Below are 17,774 nucleotides of genomic sequence, written 5' to 3' on the forward strand. Positions count from 1 at the left end.
ACGAATAACGAAATACTAGAACAGGGTTACAGTTTTATGAGTTGATCTTTAAACAATTCTGCATATTCCCTTATCACCATTTTATCAAAATAGGGCTCATCATTAATACGGCCTATTATGGTAGCTCCTGTCATTTTTTCTATAATGCTTTCTGTGGTTTTGTGTTCTTCTCCACTAAAAATAATAGATACATCAAATCCTTTTTCTTTCAAAATCTGAATGGTCATCAATGTATGATTAATACTTCCTAAATAGTGCCTAGAGACAACAACAACCTTATAATCAGCCTCTATAATATCCAAAATTGTGTTTTGATCATTCAAAGGCACTAATAGTCCTCCTGCTCCTTCAATTACCAAATGATTATCAGCTTTAGGAAGATTGATGGTATCTATATCAATAACAACATTATCTATTATTGCTGCTGCATGGGGGCTCATTGGGGTTTTTAATGCATAACTGTTACCATGAAATTTTGATTGTGGATTAGAAACCAGCTCCCGTACTTTATCTGTATCTGAATATTCAAGATCTCCTGCCTGCACTGGCTTGAAATAATCTGCCTCTAGTGCCTCTACTATTATTGCTGAAACTATAGTTTTACCAACATCTGTACCTATCCCTGTAACAAAGATCTTTTTATTCATAGTTTGTTTGATTCTTTTTTCCATTCTATTATATCATACTGTATTACATGAATAATATCTGGTCAAAATAGTTTTGCTTTTTTTATGTATTGTTATACAAAAGTAGCAAGTAGTTCTAAGATTTTAGATATTTCTTCTGTAGAATTATAAGAATGTATGCAAAAACGTAATCTCTCTTGTCCTTGTGGTACGGTTGGAGACAAAATAGGTTTTACATCGAATCCTGATTTCTGAAGTTGAGATGCTACTTTCTTCACATTTTCATTACCCGAAATAAGACAACAATGTATCGTAGAATTACTTTTTATAAACTTTGAGTCTACATCTAGATTTATGGCTTTTTGATTAAAAAAAGTGATGTTACCTATAAGTTTTTTGATTGCATTTGTTTGTAGAAGGTGTTGATAAACGACATGTATTGTAGCAAGAGAGTGGGGCGGAAGCCCTGTTGTATAAATAAAACTTCTTGCAAAATTTATCAAATATTTTTTTAGACTTTCAGATCCTAAAATTACAGCTCCGTGACATCCCATTGCTTTTCCAAAAGTATTGATTCTTGCAAAAACTTGATTCTCCAATCCTAACTGCTGTATCAATCCTACTCCACATTCTCCATATACTCCAACGGCATGTGCTTCATCAACAACAAAACGACAATTATACTGTTGACATAATGATCCAAAACCACGCAAATCAGGAGTATCTCCATCCATAGAAAAAACGGATTCTGTAATTACATATATCTCAATCCCAGTATGATTTTTTACATCTAATCTCGTCTTGTGAAGCTTTTTTTGTAAATCGTTTAAATCATTATGCACAAACCTATAGGATTTGGCATTACTCATTTTAATACCGTCTCGAATCGAAGCATGAACTAATTCGTCATAGAAAATAATATCTCCTCGCTGAAGCACTGCGGAAAGAAACCCTACATTAGCATCATATCCAGAATTAAACAATAAAGCAGCTTCTGTATTATGAATCTTTGCCAGTAGTGTTTCTGTTTTTTCATATAACTTATGATTTCCTGATAGCAATCGAGAGCCTGTTGCCCCATTCTCACATATATTTTGTTCTTCTAGAAATCGATGTACTTCATTAAAAATTCCCTTTTCTTGAGCCAATCCTAAGTAATCATTGGAAGAAAAATCAATTAAATTTTGTCGTTCAGGAAGTCTGCGGAGTGCATTATTTTTCTCTCTATCCTGAAGTTTTTTCTGAAGTTTTTCTGGCAATTGCATAATGTTTTCAAAAATAAAACAAATAGTCTTTATATTTTTTATATTCATAGGATATAATCCAACTAACAATCATGAGTATTATTTATACCGTTGCTACTTCTGATGTAGAGTTACAACAAATCATAATGTTACAGCAACATAATTTACCTGTTTCAATTTCTCAGACAGAAAAAGAAAAAGAAGGTTTTGTTACTGTACAACATGATTTTACTATTTTAAAAAAAATGAATTATCGACAGCCTCACGTCATAGCAAAAAAAGAAAATAAGCTGATTGGATATGCTTTGTGTATGCACAGAGATTTTAAAAATGATATCGATGCTCTGAAACCAATGTTTACTGTGATTGATGATCAACTACCATCCAACATATCCTACATAATAATGGGACAAATTTGTGTTGATAAGGCATTTAGAAAACAAGGTGTTTTCAGGGGATTGTATACCACTATAAAAAATAAACTACATAAGAACTATCGTTTATTGATTACCGAAGTCGCAACAAGTAATATACGCTCTTTGCAAGCACATTTTGCTATTGGTTTCAAAACATTAATACAATATGAATGTAATGGTATAAAGTGGCATCTTATTTATTGGGACTGGACATAATATTTGGGGTTATCTCTTCTGAATCTAAATCATATCCTAAATCTTTACCTTTCTGCACTCTAGGCACTCCCTTTGTCATCCATCTTGGAGCTGGCTTACCTTTTAAGTAATGATCAAAAAACTGCATCATGCGAATTGATAAATCTTGTTTATTTTTTACCTTTTTCAGATTATGAGCTTCCTCATTATAAACTAATAACCATACTGGTTTTTGCAATCTACGCATCCCCATAAACATTTCTATACCCTGATAATAAGGCACAGCACCATCCTTATCATTATGCATCATCAACAAAGGAGTTTCTATTTTAGGGATACCAAAAAGTGGTGAGTTTTCTATATACAGATCAAATCCATCCCATAGGTTTTTCCCTAATCTACTTTGTGTTCGTTCATATTGAAACGCTCTACTCAAACCTGTTTTCCATCGTATTCCTCCATAAGCAGAAGTCATATTACTTACAGGAGCACCAGCCATTGCTGCTTTAAATTTATTTGTTACTGTAACTAAATAGGCTACTTGATATCCTCCCCAACTTTGCCCTTGTATGCCTATATTATTACTATCTATATATCCTAATTCTTCTAGGGCTTCTACTCCTGATACTATACAGTTATATGCACTCGCTCCTGGCTTACCCTCACTATACACAATATCAGGCACAAACATTATATAATCATTGCTTACCAAATATGAAGGGTTTACTATAGAAGCACTCGGCCTAGGAGCATAATAGTTATGATAACCGTCTGAACTTTTTTCGTAAAAATAAGTGATCAAAGGATATTTTCTAGAAGGATCGAAGTCTATTGGCTTATAAACAATCCCTTCTAATTTTTTGCCATCATACGTTTTCCATGAGAACAATTCTGCCGTTCCCCATTTATATTCTTTCTGATGTATATTTACTGCTGTAATCTTATCTTCCGTTTGAAAAGCATCTGTAGTTACATGCAAATCAGAAAATGTAGAGAAATTTTGTTTCCTATAAACAAAAACTTCTGCGTCTTTTGCCTTTTTATATCTATTAATTTTATATTCTGACGGCTTTATCTTTTCTATCAATCTTCCTCTTCTCAAGGCATATAATCCTGATATTTTTGTTTTGTTATCAAAACTTGTTATCAATAATTCTTTATCAATATAAGACGCTTGATTTGGCTTTTCTGTATGCAACATCTCTGTTCTATAACTGATATTCTTTTTTCTTCCGTTTTGGGTAATATTTACAGGGTTTCCTTTACCCGAAAGTGTAACTTTCCAAATATCAAATTTATCATAGAGCAAGGCGTCTCCTTTTGAGTCAAACCCTCCAAACCCATATGCAGAGGGTAATGCAGGACGATCATCATCTTCATCATAGAACGCTACATTCAATTTTTTGGTGAGGTTTACTTTTTTTGTGGTTATTAGATTTACAGAAAACCAGTGTCGTTCTTCCATATCATAATACAACACATATTGATTATCTGTAGAAAGAATTGGCTGAGTTCCTTTATTTTTAAGAATACTTTTTTTATTTCCTGTATTGGTATCAATTATATAAAAATCCTTTGTCCATGGATAATCCCAAGAACGTTTGATATCATAGGGAGAGGTTAATGAACCTATTATGAATTGTTGTTGTTTATTTTTATCAAAAATAAGATCTTCAATTTCCTTATCCTGGATATGAATACATTTTTGAGATCTTATATTATAGTATGATATAAATGCTTTTTTTGTAAGCTCTTCGAATTTAGATTTTTGTTCTGGTTGAATTAATTTATCCTGCCAAGTCCAAACATCTACTTGTGGTATTTCATCTTTGAGCAACGTAGTATCTTTTGTATATACAACCTTTGGTTTTGAATAGAAATATAACCTATCTCCATTATCAGAAAAAAAAGGTACTTGATCTTTACTCAACAACCAGTTATTTCTCAAATTATCTCCTGATTTGCTTACAATTTTTTGTTGTTCACCATTTTTATAATAATACAACTCAAACCTCAACGAATCTGTTGTTGTGGAGTCTTGAGCTGCTAAGTATGCAAATTGAGAACCATCTTTATATACTGCTAACTTATCATAACTGTAGTTTACTGTATCGATGGCTATTTTTGAGCTTGAAGACACATCATATTGATATACTCCTTTATCCTTTCCTTTCTTTTTTTTATTTTTTAATGTGTAATAAAACGTTTTTCCTTTTTCTGGTAATAAAAAATCTTTTATCTGATGTATCGTATCTTGTTTTTTCGTCTGTAAATGGTAAACTAATACATAATTTTCGTTTGACTCCTTCTGAGTATCATTCTGTATACTATCTTCTTTTTGTTTGGCGGTATCGCCTTTATTATTTTTGATTTTTTCTATTACTAGCCATCCCTCTTCTTTCTTTGGTAATTTATATGTCTTCACATCAAGAATAGAATCATAAATAGTATTCTTTTTTACATCATATATAAACAAAACATCTTTTGTTCTATTGTCTTTTTTTACCTCTTCCTTTTTTTCTTTTCTTGTTAATTGATATTCTGGTCTTTTCTTGAATATCACATAATTCTCATTTGAAGATATTGATGCTTTATATCCATTAGGATATCTATATTTGATTTGATTTTGTGTATTGTATATTTCTATATAACCATCACCTCTTTTTGTCCCTGTCTCAATAGTAGAAACTACTAATTTACCTTTATCAGATACTTTGATATCGGTTATATTTTTCCATTTATCGTAATCTGTATGGGTCAATGTTTTTTTCTGAGCTGAAATAAACGAGACAGTAAGAATAATAGCAAAGGTGACAAATCTTTGAATCATATACAATTTGATATTAGAGTAATATATTATGTTCTGGAAAAGTATAAAACCTTTTAGCCAAAAAAGGCTGTTTAACATAATTTTATCTAAAAACCAATTGTTTATTCCTTGTCATTTGTTTTTTACAATAATTACACCTACTATAAAAAAATCCCTGTTACTAAATAGTAACAGGGATTTTTTTATAGTATTGATTAATTGTCTATTGCATTAATCTGCAAGTACAACCACCTTATTATCTTTCATTTCGATAGTTCCTGAATTGATAGAAAGTAGTGTTGCTCCATTTTCACCTTCAGTAAATTTTGTTGCAACTTCTTCTTCTAGATTCATATCACCAAACACTTTTACATCTCCTTTTCCTAACAAAGAAATAATTGGTGCGTGATTATCTAACATCTGAAACTCTCCATTTACTCCTGGCACTACAACCGAAGTTACTTCACCGCTAAATAATATAGCTTCTGGAGTTACTATTTCTAAATACATATTTTTAAGTATTGAGTATTGAGTAATTAGTATTTTAGACAATAATGAGAAAGAAATTAATCTCACTACTCAATTACTAACTTCTCACTACTGTTTTATGCTTCTGCTAACATTTTTTCACCAGCTTCGATAGCTTCTTCAATAGAACCTTTAAGGTTAAATGCTGCTTCTGGTAAGTGATCTAATTCACCATCCATAATCATTGTAAAAGCCTTAATCGTGTCTTTGATATCTACCAAACATCCTGGTATACCTGTAAACTGCTCTGCTACGTGGAACGGCTGAGATAGGAAACGTTGTACACGACGTGCACGTCCTACCGCAAGTTTATCTTCTTCAGATAATTCTTCCATACCAAGGATAGCGATAATGTCTTGTAATTCTTTATAGCGTTGTAATAATTCTTTTACACGTTGTGCACAATTGTAATGCTCGTCTCCTAGAATATCTGCTGTAAGAATTCTTGATGTAGAATCTAATGGATCTACCGCAGGATAGATACCTAGCTCTGCAATTTTACGAGATAATACTGTTGTAGCATCTAAGTGAGCAAATGTTGTTGCTGGTGCTGGATCGGTAAGGTCATCTGCAGGTACATATACCGCTTGTACAGATGTAATTGATCCTTTCTTTGTAGAAGTAATACGCTCCTGCATAGCTCCCATCTCTGTTGCTAATGTAGGTTGGTATCCTACCGCAGATGGCATACGCCCAAGAAGTGCTGATACCTCTGAACCTGCTTGCGTAAATCGGAAAATATTATCTACGAAGAAAAGTACATCTTTTCCTTGTCCGTCTCCTGCTCCATCACGGAAATATTCTGCAATAGTAAGACCAGAAAGTGCTACACGAGCACGTGCTCCTGGTGGCTCATTCATTTGCCCGAATACGAAAGTAGCTTTTGACCCCTTCATAACTTCTTTATCTACCTTAGAAAGATCCCATCCTCCTTCTTCCATAGAATGCATAAAATCATCACCATATTTGATAATTCCTGATTCAAGCATTTCACGAAGTAAATCATTTCCTTCACGTGTTCTCTCTCCTACTCCTGCAAATACAGAAAGACCTCCATGTCCTTTTGCAATATTGTTAATCAACTCCTGAATAAGTACTGTTTTACCTACACCAGCACCACCGAATAATCCAATTTTACCTCCTTTTGCATACGGTTCAATAAGATCAATTACTTTAATACCTGTAAATAATACTTCTGTAGAAGTTGATAAATCTTCAAACTTAGGGGCTTCACGGTGAATAGGAAGACCATCATCTCCTGCTTTTGGAAGATCTCCTAAACCATCAATAGCATCCCCGATTACATTAAATAAACGTCCGTATACATCACCTCCTATTGGTACTTGAATAGGGGCTCCAGTAGCAACTACTTCAACTCCTCTACTCAATCCATCACTGGAATCCATTGCAATAGTACGCACAGTATCTTCACCAATGTGAGACTGAACCTCTAGTACTAGCTTGCTACCATCTGCTTTGTTAATTTCTAACGAATCATAAATTTTTGGTAATTCGGTACCCGCCACGAATTCTACATCGATAACTGGACCTACAATTTGAGATACTTTACCTGTAACTTTAGACATTATATAACTATTTAATGTTTAGTATTTTACTATGTTTAAAAAACCAAGCACTCAATTGTACTGAATACTAGCTTTTTTCAGGGTGCAAATATAGTCTTTAAAATGAAAAAAATAACTGATTTTCTTTTGTTTTTTTGAAGTAATGTCCCTCATACTTTTTGAGACATAATAACTCTTCTTTTTTTAGAAGCTTTATTATACTCATAATTAATTGATAAATTAAGTCATTTCTTCTTTTTGTAAAAAAAGTAATACTCTCAATTATATATCATAGACGACAAAAGATAAAGCAGTCAGTCTGAGCTTGCCAAATATTTTTACTTATCAGCGCTTTGCAAAAAAATCAACAAACTCAGTTTGACAATGATCTCTATTTTTCTTAATCAGTTTTGTGCATCTCTACCTCAATAGAGGTGAGTAAAATATAGGATATTCCTCAGCTTTAACAACAGGTAGGTTTGAACCATATGTTGCATTAATAGACTCTATTGTTTTATTAGCCAAAAAAGCATATCCTCTTGCTGTAGGGTGCACGCCATCTAATGAATAGGTACCTCCAAAAACCAGCTTATCTTGTAAAAGAAAATCATCAAACATTACTCCTTCTTCTGATATTTCTTTAAAAATCTTATTGATATCTACAAAAGCTAAACCTGTTTGCTCTACTGTAGTATCTATAACGCTATTAAACGCAGATATTGCAATAGACACTTCTTCTTGTTCTGCAGGTATTAATACCCACTTATCTTCTAAAGGAACCGAAACTCCATTGACTAACAATGGATTACCCCCTACCACACTACCAATAAAAGAGGAGCTTGATAATAATAATAAATCTTCATCAGTAGCATGCCTATAGTTTGGCAAGCCTGATACTGAAAGATCTGTGAGGCTTTCATCTTCTATCACTACTGCATTTTGTCCTTTTATAAATTTAATAGTTCTTTTTTTTCTTTCTTCCTCACTAATAACCCCAAGACCTTCTGCCTGCAATAAGCCTGCATTATACATAGCATACCCTTGATTAATGGCTATAGATGTTGCTTCATCCATAGGAATTGGATTATAAGGTACTGTTGTAAAATGCGCCATCGAAGTTATATCAGGAATATTAAGTAACACTCCTTTTGCACCACCAGAAACTAGTGTAGTAACTAATGTACTGTAAGATTGAGAAAACATAGTTTCATTGGTTATGAGATCTGTACCATCTCCTCCTGACAAAGCATATCCTAAAACATCATCACCCCCCACCCATAAAGAGAAAAACGTAGGGTTTTGCCCCATAGCATCTTCAAGCACAGATGTTGTTGCGCTAGATGCCATTCTCACAAAATAAGGATTTGCCAAATTTGGCAACCCTGCCATATTACCATATCCCGAAACAGATAAATGAAAACTTTTTGCTCCAGGAACCCCTAGATTACTAAAAGGCCCTGATACTATATTTGTAATTTCTGTAGTAGGTGATTCTGGGGTATTATTCTCTGGAGTCGTTCCTAATAATCTTGGCCTCGATTCACTAGGGGGCTCAGGATTAGGGTCGCTATAAAAATAAAGTCTAGGATTTAAAACAGGTATCCCTGCAATCATAGCTCCTCCTATATTGTCACTCATAAGAGGTTGATTAAAATCTCCTCCTCCTGCCAAGGCCATTTGTTTTGCAACAATATTAGGCATCGAATTTTGTTGTCCTGTTATAAACAAAGCTCCATCTGTAAAACCCGCTGCAAGAGAATTTCCTACAGATACATATTTTGAGAAGTCTGCCGTTCCTGAAATTATCGCAACTTCTTGTTCTGCCGTAGAGGCTTCATCATCAGAATCACAAGAAATACTTCCAAAAATCAACAGGAGTAGCATCCATTTATATTGAGTATTCATCTGTTGTTGTTTTTTATATTAAGAGTATGATTTTGTATCATAATAGTTTTTTTATTGAAATAAAAAGCTATAAGCTTAAGAGTCTAACGATTGATTTACAGGTTATTTATAGATAAACCTATGTAATATTGTGACCCTATATATCCTGTTCCAAATGCAGAGAAATATTCATCTCCCCCAATATTTGTGGCTCCAGCCTTGAGTGTAGTTTTTAGTTTTGGTATCTTATAATTTATCTGAGCATCAATAACCGAAAAAGAGGGCACCTCACCGTCTCCAAAAGATTGTTCCCAGAAATAACTATCACTCCATCGGTAGCTTGTATTAAATCCAAAATTCTTAAATAGACTGGCATGTCCAAAAGTGGCTTTTACTTTGTGTTTTGGAGTATTAAAATTTGTTCTGAAATCTGGATCTTTCTCTTTATCAAAGTCTTGTTCTGCGTATGTATAATTCATGCCTATATCAAAATTTCCTAAAATCTTAGTATTTACCCCAATCGTAGCTCCAAATGATTTTATATCCACATCTGAATTTGTGTATGCTTGATACACCTCATAATCGTCATTTTGCAAAGCCAAAAGCGATAGTGTCTGGTCTCCTACTTGCCCATACAGAGGTACTATGACATTTTCATTAGAAATAAAGTCTTTATACTGATTATAATACCCGCTAAGATCAATAATAATTTTTTGTATTTTACCTCTATACCCTACCTCAAAAGCGGTAACTTTTTCAGGTTTTACAAGGGTAGCGTCTGATGCCAAAGGAGCTCCGTTTTGCACTGAATTGGCAGAAAATGAATTTTCATACGCCGCACGACCAACAATTGTTGCTGTACTAGCCCCTGTAATATCTTGCCCATCACCACTCAAACTAAATGTTCTAATATCTCTATCAAGGTTATCTTGTGCTGATCCCACTAATATTGCTCTACCTACATTTAGCCCAATATATAAATCTTGAGTTGTAGGATTCCTAAATCCTGTTTGCACAGAGGCTCGGATATTGTGATTTTTATCTGCTCCCAGAGTATACCCTATAGATAGTCTTGGAGACAAGTTACCATCAAACAGTTCTGATTTATCATAACGTACTGAGGCGGTTACTTTTGCTCTTTCATCTGCAAATTTCTTTTGAATCTGGGTATATGCTCCATATTCTGAATATCTTATCGGCCCATCAAAATCGGTAAAAATCGTCCCTGAAGAATTCAATTTATATTCTCTAAATGAACCTCCTACCTGAATATCAGCAAGATCTCCTGTTATGTGGCTAAAATTATAATTAACATCTACATGCCTTAACTGTGTTCTATCCTGAAATTTTGAGCCTTTATTCAAATCAGGGTCACTAGTTACTTGAGTAAATGCTTGCTCAAATTCAGTAGTTCCTGGTTCTAAACGCCCTGTATCTGCAACAGCCCTAGCGGCTATATGAGCTTGTTCTGGTAATTTTCCTGCCAGCGTTTCTCTGATAAATGTTCCTGCATACTCACCAAACCATGTAGCATCATCTTTCCATTTTCTATTAATATTTATTCCTGTAAAACGAGTATCATAAGAATCTCCTGCATCTTCATCGGTAATATACCCTCTAATAAAAAAGTTGTTGTTTTTAAATTCTAATTTATGTTGTTGTAGAAAAAAATTACGAATTGCATAGCGATTTGCTCCCTGATAAACGGTTGTTCCTCTCCCTGCTTTTCCGTTATAAATAATTTCAAAATCGTTTGCAAACGGCCTATAATGTAATGCTGCATCAAATTTTATACTTTCTGCTCTATATCTGTTTAAATCCTTTTCATCATACCCTGTTCTACTCACTCCTTCACTAGGAAGAAGGTTTTCTAGTCCTGGTGCAAGACGTGGTTGTCCTGTTTCTGGATCAATTGATTTTGTCAATGCTACACCTACCCCTCTTATATTTTGACTTACTTCATCTCCATACACATTAAGCCCATCATAATTAGGGTCTGATCTATCTGTTGCGGGATTCAAAACATTAATTGTATTGGTTGCAAACCAATCTGTTCCTCGTAAATAAGAGAAGTTTGCTTTTGCTGCGAATTTCTCTGAAAATTTATGCGCTATTCTAATCCCATAATCATAAAATTCGTTGTCTCCCGCCGCTTCTTGTGAGGTGATCCCTCCTTTGAAGTATGCACTGATCCCATGATGATCAAATGGGTTTTTACTGGTCATAAACAAAATTCCATTAAAGGCATTTGCTCCATACAAAGCTGAAGACGCCCCTGGTAATAGCTCAACACTATTAACATCAAGCTCTGTCATTCCTAACAAATTTCCTAATACAAAATTAAGTGCTGGCGAAGCATTATCCATTCCATCTACCAATTGTACAAAACGGTTGTTTGCAAACGTAGCAAAGCCTCTGGTGTTAATTGATTTGAATGTCAAACTATTGGTATTGACATCTACGCCTTTTAAATTCTCTAGACCGCCATAAAAATCTGCTGAGGCTGTGTTTTTTATTTCTTTAATTCCAAATCGCTCAACACTCACTGGCGACTCAAATATACGTTCTGGGGTTCTAGATGCAGAAATAACAACCTCATCTAGCTCTGTTCCTTCTTTTAATATCACAACAAGATCTTTTATTTGTGAAGAGATCTCAACAGAAGCAGACTCAAATCCTACTGAGCTCACCACAAGAATGAGTGGCGGCGATTGATCTACTGTTAACGAAAAAAGTCCATCAAAATCTGTTACTGTACCAGAGTGTGTATTTTTTAGTGTGATATTTGCCCCAGGAATTGGTTGATCACTATCATCTACTACTTTTCCACTAATTGTTGTTTGTGCTGTAGTAATAATACTCACCATTAGTAGTATTACTAACATGATTTTTCTCATACCCCCAAATTTTATTAGTTACCACAACAATATACGTTTTTTTATAAATTTTTTAATAAAATAGCCAAATCTTTGTTGTTTTCTTCAAAAAAACTATTTAAAAAAACACAATTCGCAACCCTAAAAACTCAAGCCTTTTTCAATGCTACCAAAAGATATTCATATATAATTGGTATAACAATACGCCCTATCAGAAAATTTTCTGATAGGGCGTATTTTATAATATAATTAATTTCTTTATCTACAAATGAGATAACTATTCAACAGTAACAGATTTTGCTAAGTTACGTGGTTGATCAACATTTTTACCTAACATGACCGCAATATGATATGACAATAATTGTAGTGGAATTGTTGTAAGCAGTGGTGTCAAAAATTCTTCTGTTTCTGGAATTTCTATAACATGATCTGCCAACTCTTTTACCGTAACATCTCCTTCTGTAACGATAGCAATAATTTTTCCTTTTCTGGATTTAATTTCCTGAATATTACTTACTACCTTCTCATAATGCCCCTTTTTTGTAGCTATTACTACCACAGGCATTTGCTCATCAATCAAAGCAATAGGACCGTGCTTCATTTCTGCTGCAGGATATCCTTCTGCATGTATATAGGATATTTCTTTTAATTTCAATGCTCCTTCTAATGCTACAGGGAAATTATACCCTCTACCTAAATACAAGCAATTTTTTGCATCTTTATAAGTATCGGCAATAAACTTAATATGATCATTAGATTCTAATGCTACTTTTACTTTTTCTGGAATTCTTTCTAATTCCTGTAAGTAGTAATGAAAATCACTATTAGATATTGTTCCTTTTCGTTCTGCTAATTTTAATGCTATCAAAGAAAGAACTGTAATCTGGGTTGTAAATGCTTTTGTAGATGCTACTCCTATTTCCGGACCTGCATGTGTATATGCTCCTGCGTGAGTTTCTCTAGAGATTGAAGACCCCACTACATTACACACACCAAAGACAAATGCTCCATTCTCTTTGGCTAATTTTATTGCTGCCATCGTATCGGCAGTCTCTCCACTTTGTGATATTGCAATGACAACATCATCTGAATGAATCACAGGATTTCTATATCTAAATTCTGATGCGTATTCAACTTCTACAGGGATACGTACTAGTTCTTCAAAGATATACTCTGCCACCAAACCTGCATGCCATGAAGTACCACAAGCTATGATAATAATTCGTTTTGCATTTAACAGCTTAGCTAAATTATCATCAATCCCTGCCATTTTAATGATTCCTTCTGCAACACGCATTCTTCCTCTATAGGTATCACTAATAGCATTTGGTTGTTCATAAATTTCTTTAAGCATAAAGTGGTCATACCCACCTTTCTCTATTTGCTCTAAATTAAGCTGCAATTCTTGTAGGTAAGGATCTACCTGACTATCATCTTTTACATTTCTAACCTTAACACCTTTATTAATCCTTACAATAGCCATCTCACCATCTTCAAGATAAATTGCGTTATTGGTATATTCTATAAAGGGGGATGCATCTGATGCTATAAAAAATTCATTTTCGCCTACACCAATTGCTAGCGGACTCCCTAGTCTGGCAACCACAATTTCGTCTGGTTTTTTCTTATCAAAAACAGCAATTGCATACGCTCCCACAACCTGATTAAGTGCTATTTGAACTGCTTTTCCTAGCTTTACATTTTCTTTGGTTTTTACATCTTCTATAAGATTTACCAATACTTCTGTATCTGTTTCTGAGGTAAATGTATACCCTCTATTAGACAACTCTTTACGAAGAGCGTCATAATTCTCAATAATTCCGTTGTGTATAATTACAAGATCACCAGAATTAGAATAATGAGGGTGTGAATTGACGTCATTAGGAACCCCGTGTGTTGCCCATCTAGTATGACCAATTCCAATAGTTCCTTTTGTAGAAATTTCTTTTTCTAATCTCTCTTCGAGGTCTGCGACTTTACCTTTGGTTTTTGATAATTTAATATCATTACCATCATACAATGCGATTCCTGCTGAATCGTACCCTCTGTACTCTAATCTTTTTAAGCCCTTTAAAACAATGGGGTAGGCCTCCCTATGCCCAATGTACCCTACAATTCCACACATGATTTAGTTTTTTTAATGATTGTTTGTTAATCTTTATTTTGCCGCTGTATAAAAAATATCCAGCTTTAAACGTTTTGACTCAGGCACACCTGCTCCATTACCATAGAGAATTGTACCTTCGTGAGAAACAATTGATGACGTTGGGATTATCTCGTTATCTGTTTTTATTGTAGGGGTATTATCAACTACTGTTATGTAGTTTATGTTTTGAGATACAGACACTCCCAATTTAACATTTTCTGTGTCACCATTAAGAACATTTATTACATGTTGAGTGACTTGTATTTTATAAAATTCTCCATTCTTATCAGAATCACGGCTAATAGGGCCTAAATGGTTAACTCTTGATAACAAAGGCTGCTCTGAACTATCCGAACCATCTATGACATAATCAATAAGAGGCTCTCCTGTTTCTGCATTAAATATATAGATTCGTTCTGGCTCAGTATCTCCGCCAGTAGTAACTTTATTCTTATCTATATAAAATGTAAGACTTGCTTCGTTTACCAACCAATCTTGCCTTTTTAAGAAATCAAGCTCATTCTCTTCTTCTCCTTTTTCATTGGTAATGTTGCCTCCAAATAAATCTACTATTGCGTATGCTCCATCACCTCCTTTTAGATATAAGCTTTCTTCTCCATTTACAGCGTCTTGATTTTCTTCTTTCAATTCATCTGTAATCACAGTATTCAAGTTACTTTCTATAGAATTTATAACTGTATTAGAAAAGCCTAGCACTAATTCTCCTTGATCACGAGTAGTAGTACTATTACTAGTATTTGTTACATCAAAACTATAATGCAGTGTTATTTGTGCATCTCTCATGTTAAGATACACAAGATTACCACCTCCACCTATTTCTGGCTCTGCCTTCACATATATTCCTCTAAAATAATTTCTAAAATTATTAGCATTACTCAACTCCGAACTTCCTTGTTTGTCCAAGAACAATGTTTTAAACAATGTTTTAATTTCTTCAGAAAATTTAAATCTCAACCTTGGCGTTAATCTACTTCTAGTGGTAGTCGTATTATCACCTGAAGCTGTTTCTACTCTCAGCACTACCTCTTTAGCAGATGGTACAAAAGAATCGTTTGTATACAATAACGTTTTTTCTACCTCTGCTGCAAAATTAGTATTAATATCATCAGAAAAATACACTTGTCTTTCATCTGTAGCAGGGTCAAAATCTCTTAAAAAGTAATTTGACTTATATAGTGATAATTTTATTGGTTGATTCCCATAAACAGAATCTAAACTATATGTTGTTGCTGTTTCAGTAGTATTTGCGTCAATCTGTACTTGTGTCGTTCCTGTTGCTCTACTCAAATATGGCATACTAAAAACAACACTATCTAATACTGCATTGGTGCCAAAATTAGGATTTAACTGTTGCAACTGAACTTGAGACAAGACACTATAGGTTGATTGCCCATATACGGGATCATCATATACACCAAGCATATTGGCATGATAACTAACCTGATTACCTGATACTTGTTTGACCAAATTATTTGAACGCACTCTTTCAAACCTTTTACTATATGCTTTTGGTATAGCGGCGTATTGATCATCTTTAAAATTAATATCTCCTATAACCTCACTACCTACAGTATTAAAATCATCATTACAAGAAAAAAAGGCTGATACAACAACTACAATAGTTGTTATCTTAAAAAAAGTGTTCTTCAATTTCATAAATAATTTAATCGTGTTTACTTACACCAGTACTTCTGTCTGATAAAAAGCCTCATAGGCATCAGCAAATTCATCTGGTCGTTTATATTCTAAAACTGGCTGATCTATGGTTTTTAAATGTTCGACAAGCTCAGACGGGATTTCTTCAGACCCTACAATTACCGCATCAGAATTATCAACAGCCACCTTCATCAGGCTATTGTATGTTGGTTTTGCTAAATCGCTTATTTTCTCTTCTGCAATACCATCAAACTTCACCTTTTCCATCATGTTCTTATCTAGTGTTCCTTCATAACCATGGTCATATACCGAGGTTACAATTTTACTATGACCAAAAAGAGGTTCATTTGCATAATAATGCTTTAGGTACAAAGGAAGAAGCGAAGCTAACCAACCGTGCACATGGATTATATCTGGTGACCAATTTAGTTTTTTCACTGTTTCTATAACTCCCTTTGCAAAAAATATTGCTCGTTCGTCATTATCAGGAAACAGTTTCCCTTCTTCATCTGTCAACGTTGCTTTCCTCTTAAAATAATCTTCATTATCAATAAAATACACCTGCATTCGTTCTTTTGGAATCGAAGCTACTTTTATTATAAGCGGCATATCTAAATCGTTAATTACCAAATTCATACCAGAAAGCCGAATTACCTCATGTAATTGGTGCCTTCGTTCATTGATATTTCCATATCTTGGCATAAATATTCTTATTTGCCCCCCTTTATTGTTTACCATTCTTGGCGCTTCAAAAGACATAGATGAGATTTCAGTCTCTGGCAGGTAAGGTATTACTTCTGATGATACATACAATATCCTCTTATCTTTCATATACTCGATACTTTTATCGTCCCCTTTTGGAATTAATTTTGCAAAATTACGAAAATTTATGCAGTCTGCCAGTAATATCTTATTTTTGCACGCCTTTAAGCTTTATACCGATGCGGTTACTCAAAAAAAGACGGGACATCCAAAGCGATGTTGCATCCTTAAAAAAACAGAATAAAACTATTGGGTTTGTTCCCACTATGGGAGCATTACACATGGGACATCTTGCTCTTATAAAAAGAGCTCTCAACGAAAATCAAACCGTTGTTGTAAGTATTTTTGTAAATCCAACACAGTTTAATAATCAAGAAGATTTGGTGAATTATCCCAGAACTCTTGACTCAGATATCGAACTTTTGTCTGATGTATCAAAAGAAATTATTGTATTTGCTCCTTCTCCAAAAGAAATTTATGGGGATCAGGTGACCTCTATATCTTATAACTTTGGTGGATTAGAAAATCAAATGGAAGGCAAATTTAGACCAGGTCATTTTGATGGGGTAGGAACTGTTTTAAAACATTTTTTTGAGATTGTTACTCCAGATAAAGCTTATTTTGGCGAAAAAGATTTTCAACAACTACAAATTGTAAGAAGACTGGTTGACATTGAAAATATGTCAGTTCAAATTGTCGGTTGCCCTATTTATCGTGAAGAAAATGGATTGGCTCTCAGCTCACGAAACAAAAGGCTAAACCAGAATCAACTTGAGGTATCTCCTTTAATTTATCAAATCTTAACACAGGTTAAAAATGACTTTGGCACAAAAAGTGTTCATATGTTAAACAAATGGGTATCAGAACAATTCGAAAATAATGATGAATTAACATTAGAATATTTTGAAATTGCCAAAGTATCTGATTTGAAATCTATTCAAAGAAAATATAAAAACACTAAATACAGAGCTTTTATAGCTGTATTTGCGGGAGAAATAAGACTTATTGATAACATTGCCCTAAATTAAAAATAACTAACTTTGTAA

The 17,774-nt window shown here is 33.8% G+C and carries 12 protein-coding genes; 2 read left to right on the forward strand and 10 right to left on the reverse strand.

The genetic code is table 11. The annotated features are described in order from the left end of the window. Positions 1 to 26 precede the first annotated feature (26 nt). Both bioD and DG508_RS07990 read right to left on the reverse strand, forming a co-directional pair. Positions 27 to 647, reverse strand: a complete 621-nt coding sequence (gene bioD / locus DG508_RS07985; protein WP_108867691.1) for a dethiobiotin synthase — start codon at positions 645 to 647, stop codon at positions 27 to 29. Between the two features lie 92 nt (positions 648 to 739). Further along, entirely contained in the window at positions 740 to 1,891 is a 1,152-nt protein-coding gene (locus tag DG508_RS07990) for an aminotransferase class I/II-fold pyridoxal phosphate-dependent enzyme (protein WP_108867645.1), read from the reverse strand. A gap of 71 nt (positions 1,892 to 1,962) precedes the next feature. On the opposite strand from DG508_RS07990, the gene DG508_RS07995 reads away from it, so the two are divergent. After that, positions 1,963 to 2,502 carry a GNAT family N-acetyltransferase gene (locus DG508_RS07995; protein WP_108867646.1) on the forward strand — a complete coding sequence of 180 codons (540 nt, stop codon included), beginning with the start codon at positions 1,963 to 1,965 and terminating at the stop codon, positions 2,500 to 2,502. On the opposite strand, the gene DG508_RS08000 is transcribed toward DG508_RS07995, so the two are convergent. The 8 genes from DG508_RS08000 to DG508_RS08035 all read right to left on the reverse strand — a co-directional run bounded on the left by DG508_RS08000 (position 2,480) and on the right by DG508_RS08035 (position 16,797). Beyond that, on the reverse strand, positions 2,480 to 5,311 hold the full coding sequence (locus tag DG508_RS08000) for an alpha/beta hydrolase family protein (protein ID WP_159090753.1): 2,832 nt from the start codon (positions 5,309 to 5,311) through the stop codon (positions 2,480 to 2,482). The genes DG508_RS07995 and DG508_RS08000 overlap by 23 nt on opposite strands. Positions 5,312 to 5,521: 210 nt before the next feature. Next, positions 5,522 to 5,800: a F0F1 ATP synthase subunit delta/epsilon gene (locus tag DG508_RS08005; protein WP_108867648.1), complete on the reverse strand. Its 279-nt coding sequence runs from the start codon at positions 5,798 to 5,800 to the stop codon at positions 5,522 to 5,524. Between the two features lie 95 nt (positions 5,801 to 5,895). Beyond that, positions 5,896 to 7,404: a F0F1 ATP synthase subunit beta gene (atpD, locus tag DG508_RS08010; RefSeq protein WP_108867649.1), complete on the reverse strand. Its 1,509-nt coding sequence runs from the start codon at positions 7,402 to 7,404 to the stop codon at positions 5,896 to 5,898. 399 nt (positions 7,405 to 7,803) lie between these two features. Continuing rightward, positions 7,804 to 9,288, reverse strand: coding sequence for an SGNH/GDSL hydrolase family protein (locus DG508_RS08015; protein ID WP_108867650.1), 1,485 nt, complete (start codon positions 9,286 to 9,288; stop codon positions 7,804 to 7,806). Between the two features lie 95 nt (positions 9,289 to 9,383). Then, entirely contained in the window at positions 9,384 to 12,164 is a 2,781-nt protein-coding gene (locus DG508_RS08020; protein WP_108867651.1) for a TonB-dependent receptor, read from the reverse strand. A 256-nt stretch (positions 12,165 to 12,420) separates the two neighbouring features. Then, positions 12,421 to 14,268, reverse strand: coding sequence for a glutamine--fructose-6-phosphate transaminase (isomerizing) (gene glmS, locus DG508_RS08025; RefSeq protein WP_108867652.1), 1,848 nt, complete (start codon positions 14,266 to 14,268; stop codon positions 12,421 to 12,423). A 33-nt stretch (positions 14,269 to 14,301) separates the two neighbouring features. After that, positions 14,302 to 15,966 (reverse strand): DUF4270 domain-containing protein, encoded by a 1,665-nt coding sequence (locus DG508_RS08030; protein WP_108867653.1) that lies wholly within the window; start codon positions 15,964 to 15,966, stop codon positions 14,302 to 14,304. Between the two features lie 21 nt (positions 15,967 to 15,987). Continuing rightward, complete coding sequence (locus tag DG508_RS08035; protein WP_108867654.1) at positions 15,988 to 16,797, reverse strand: glycogen/starch synthase; 810 nt, start codon at positions 16,795 to 16,797, stop codon at positions 15,988 to 15,990. 110 nt (positions 16,798 to 16,907) lie between these two features. Here DG508_RS08035 and panC point away from each other — a divergent pair, with 110 nt between their 5' ends. Further along, positions 16,908 to 17,756: a pantoate--beta-alanine ligase gene (gene panC, locus DG508_RS08040; RefSeq protein WP_108867655.1), complete on the forward strand. Its 849-nt coding sequence runs from the start codon at positions 16,908 to 16,910 to the stop codon at positions 17,754 to 17,756. The last annotated feature ends 18 nt before the right edge of the window (positions 17,757 to 17,774 follow it).

It is taken from the genome of Aquimarina aquimarini (genome assembly GCF_900299535.1).
Classification (GTDB): Bacteria; Bacteroidota; Bacteroidia; order Flavobacteriales; family Flavobacteriaceae; genus Aquimarina; species Aquimarina aquimarini.

Coding starts and splice junctions, on each gene's coding strand:
- DG508_RS08035 (WP_108867654.1), bottom strand. CDS start 16,797: ATGAAAGATAAGAGGATATTGTATGTATCATCAGAAGTAATACCTTAC.
- DG508_RS08030 (WP_108867653.1), bottom strand. CDS start 15,966: ATGAAATTGAAGAACACTTTTTTTAAGATAACAACTATTGTAGTTGTT.
- DG508_RS08020 (WP_108867651.1), bottom strand. CDS start 12,164: ATGAGAAAAATCATGTTAGTAATACTACTAATGGTGAGTATTATTACT.
- DG508_RS08000 (WP_159090753.1), bottom strand. CDS start 5,311: ATGATTCAAAGATTTGTCACCTTTGCTATTATTCTTACTGTCTCGTTT.
- DG508_RS08015 (WP_108867650.1), bottom strand. CDS start 9,288: ATGAATACTCAATATAAATGGATGCTACTCCTGTTGATTTTTGGAAGT.
- DG508_RS07995 (WP_108867646.1), top strand. CDS start 1,963: ATGAGTATTATTTATACCGTTGCTACTTCTGATGTAGAGTTACAACAA.
- DG508_RS08005 (WP_108867648.1), bottom strand. CDS start 5,800: ATGTATTTAGAAATAGTAACTCCAGAAGCTATATTATTTAGCGGTGAA.
- atpD (WP_108867649.1), bottom strand. CDS start 7,404: ATGTCTAAAGTTACAGGTAAAGTATCTCAAATTGTAGGTCCAGTTATC.
- DG508_RS07990 (WP_108867645.1), bottom strand. CDS start 1,891: ATGCAATTGCCAGAAAAACTTCAGAAAAAACTTCAGGATAGAGAGAAA.
- glmS (WP_108867652.1), bottom strand. CDS start 14,268: ATGTGTGGAATTGTAGGGTACATTGGGCATAGGGAGGCCTACCCCATT.
- bioD (WP_108867691.1), bottom strand. CDS start 647: ATGAATAAAAAGATCTTTGTTACAGGGATAGGTACAGATGTTGGTAAA.
- panC (WP_108867655.1), top strand. CDS start 16,908: ATGCGGTTACTCAAAAAAAGACGGGACATCCAAAGCGATGTTGCATCC.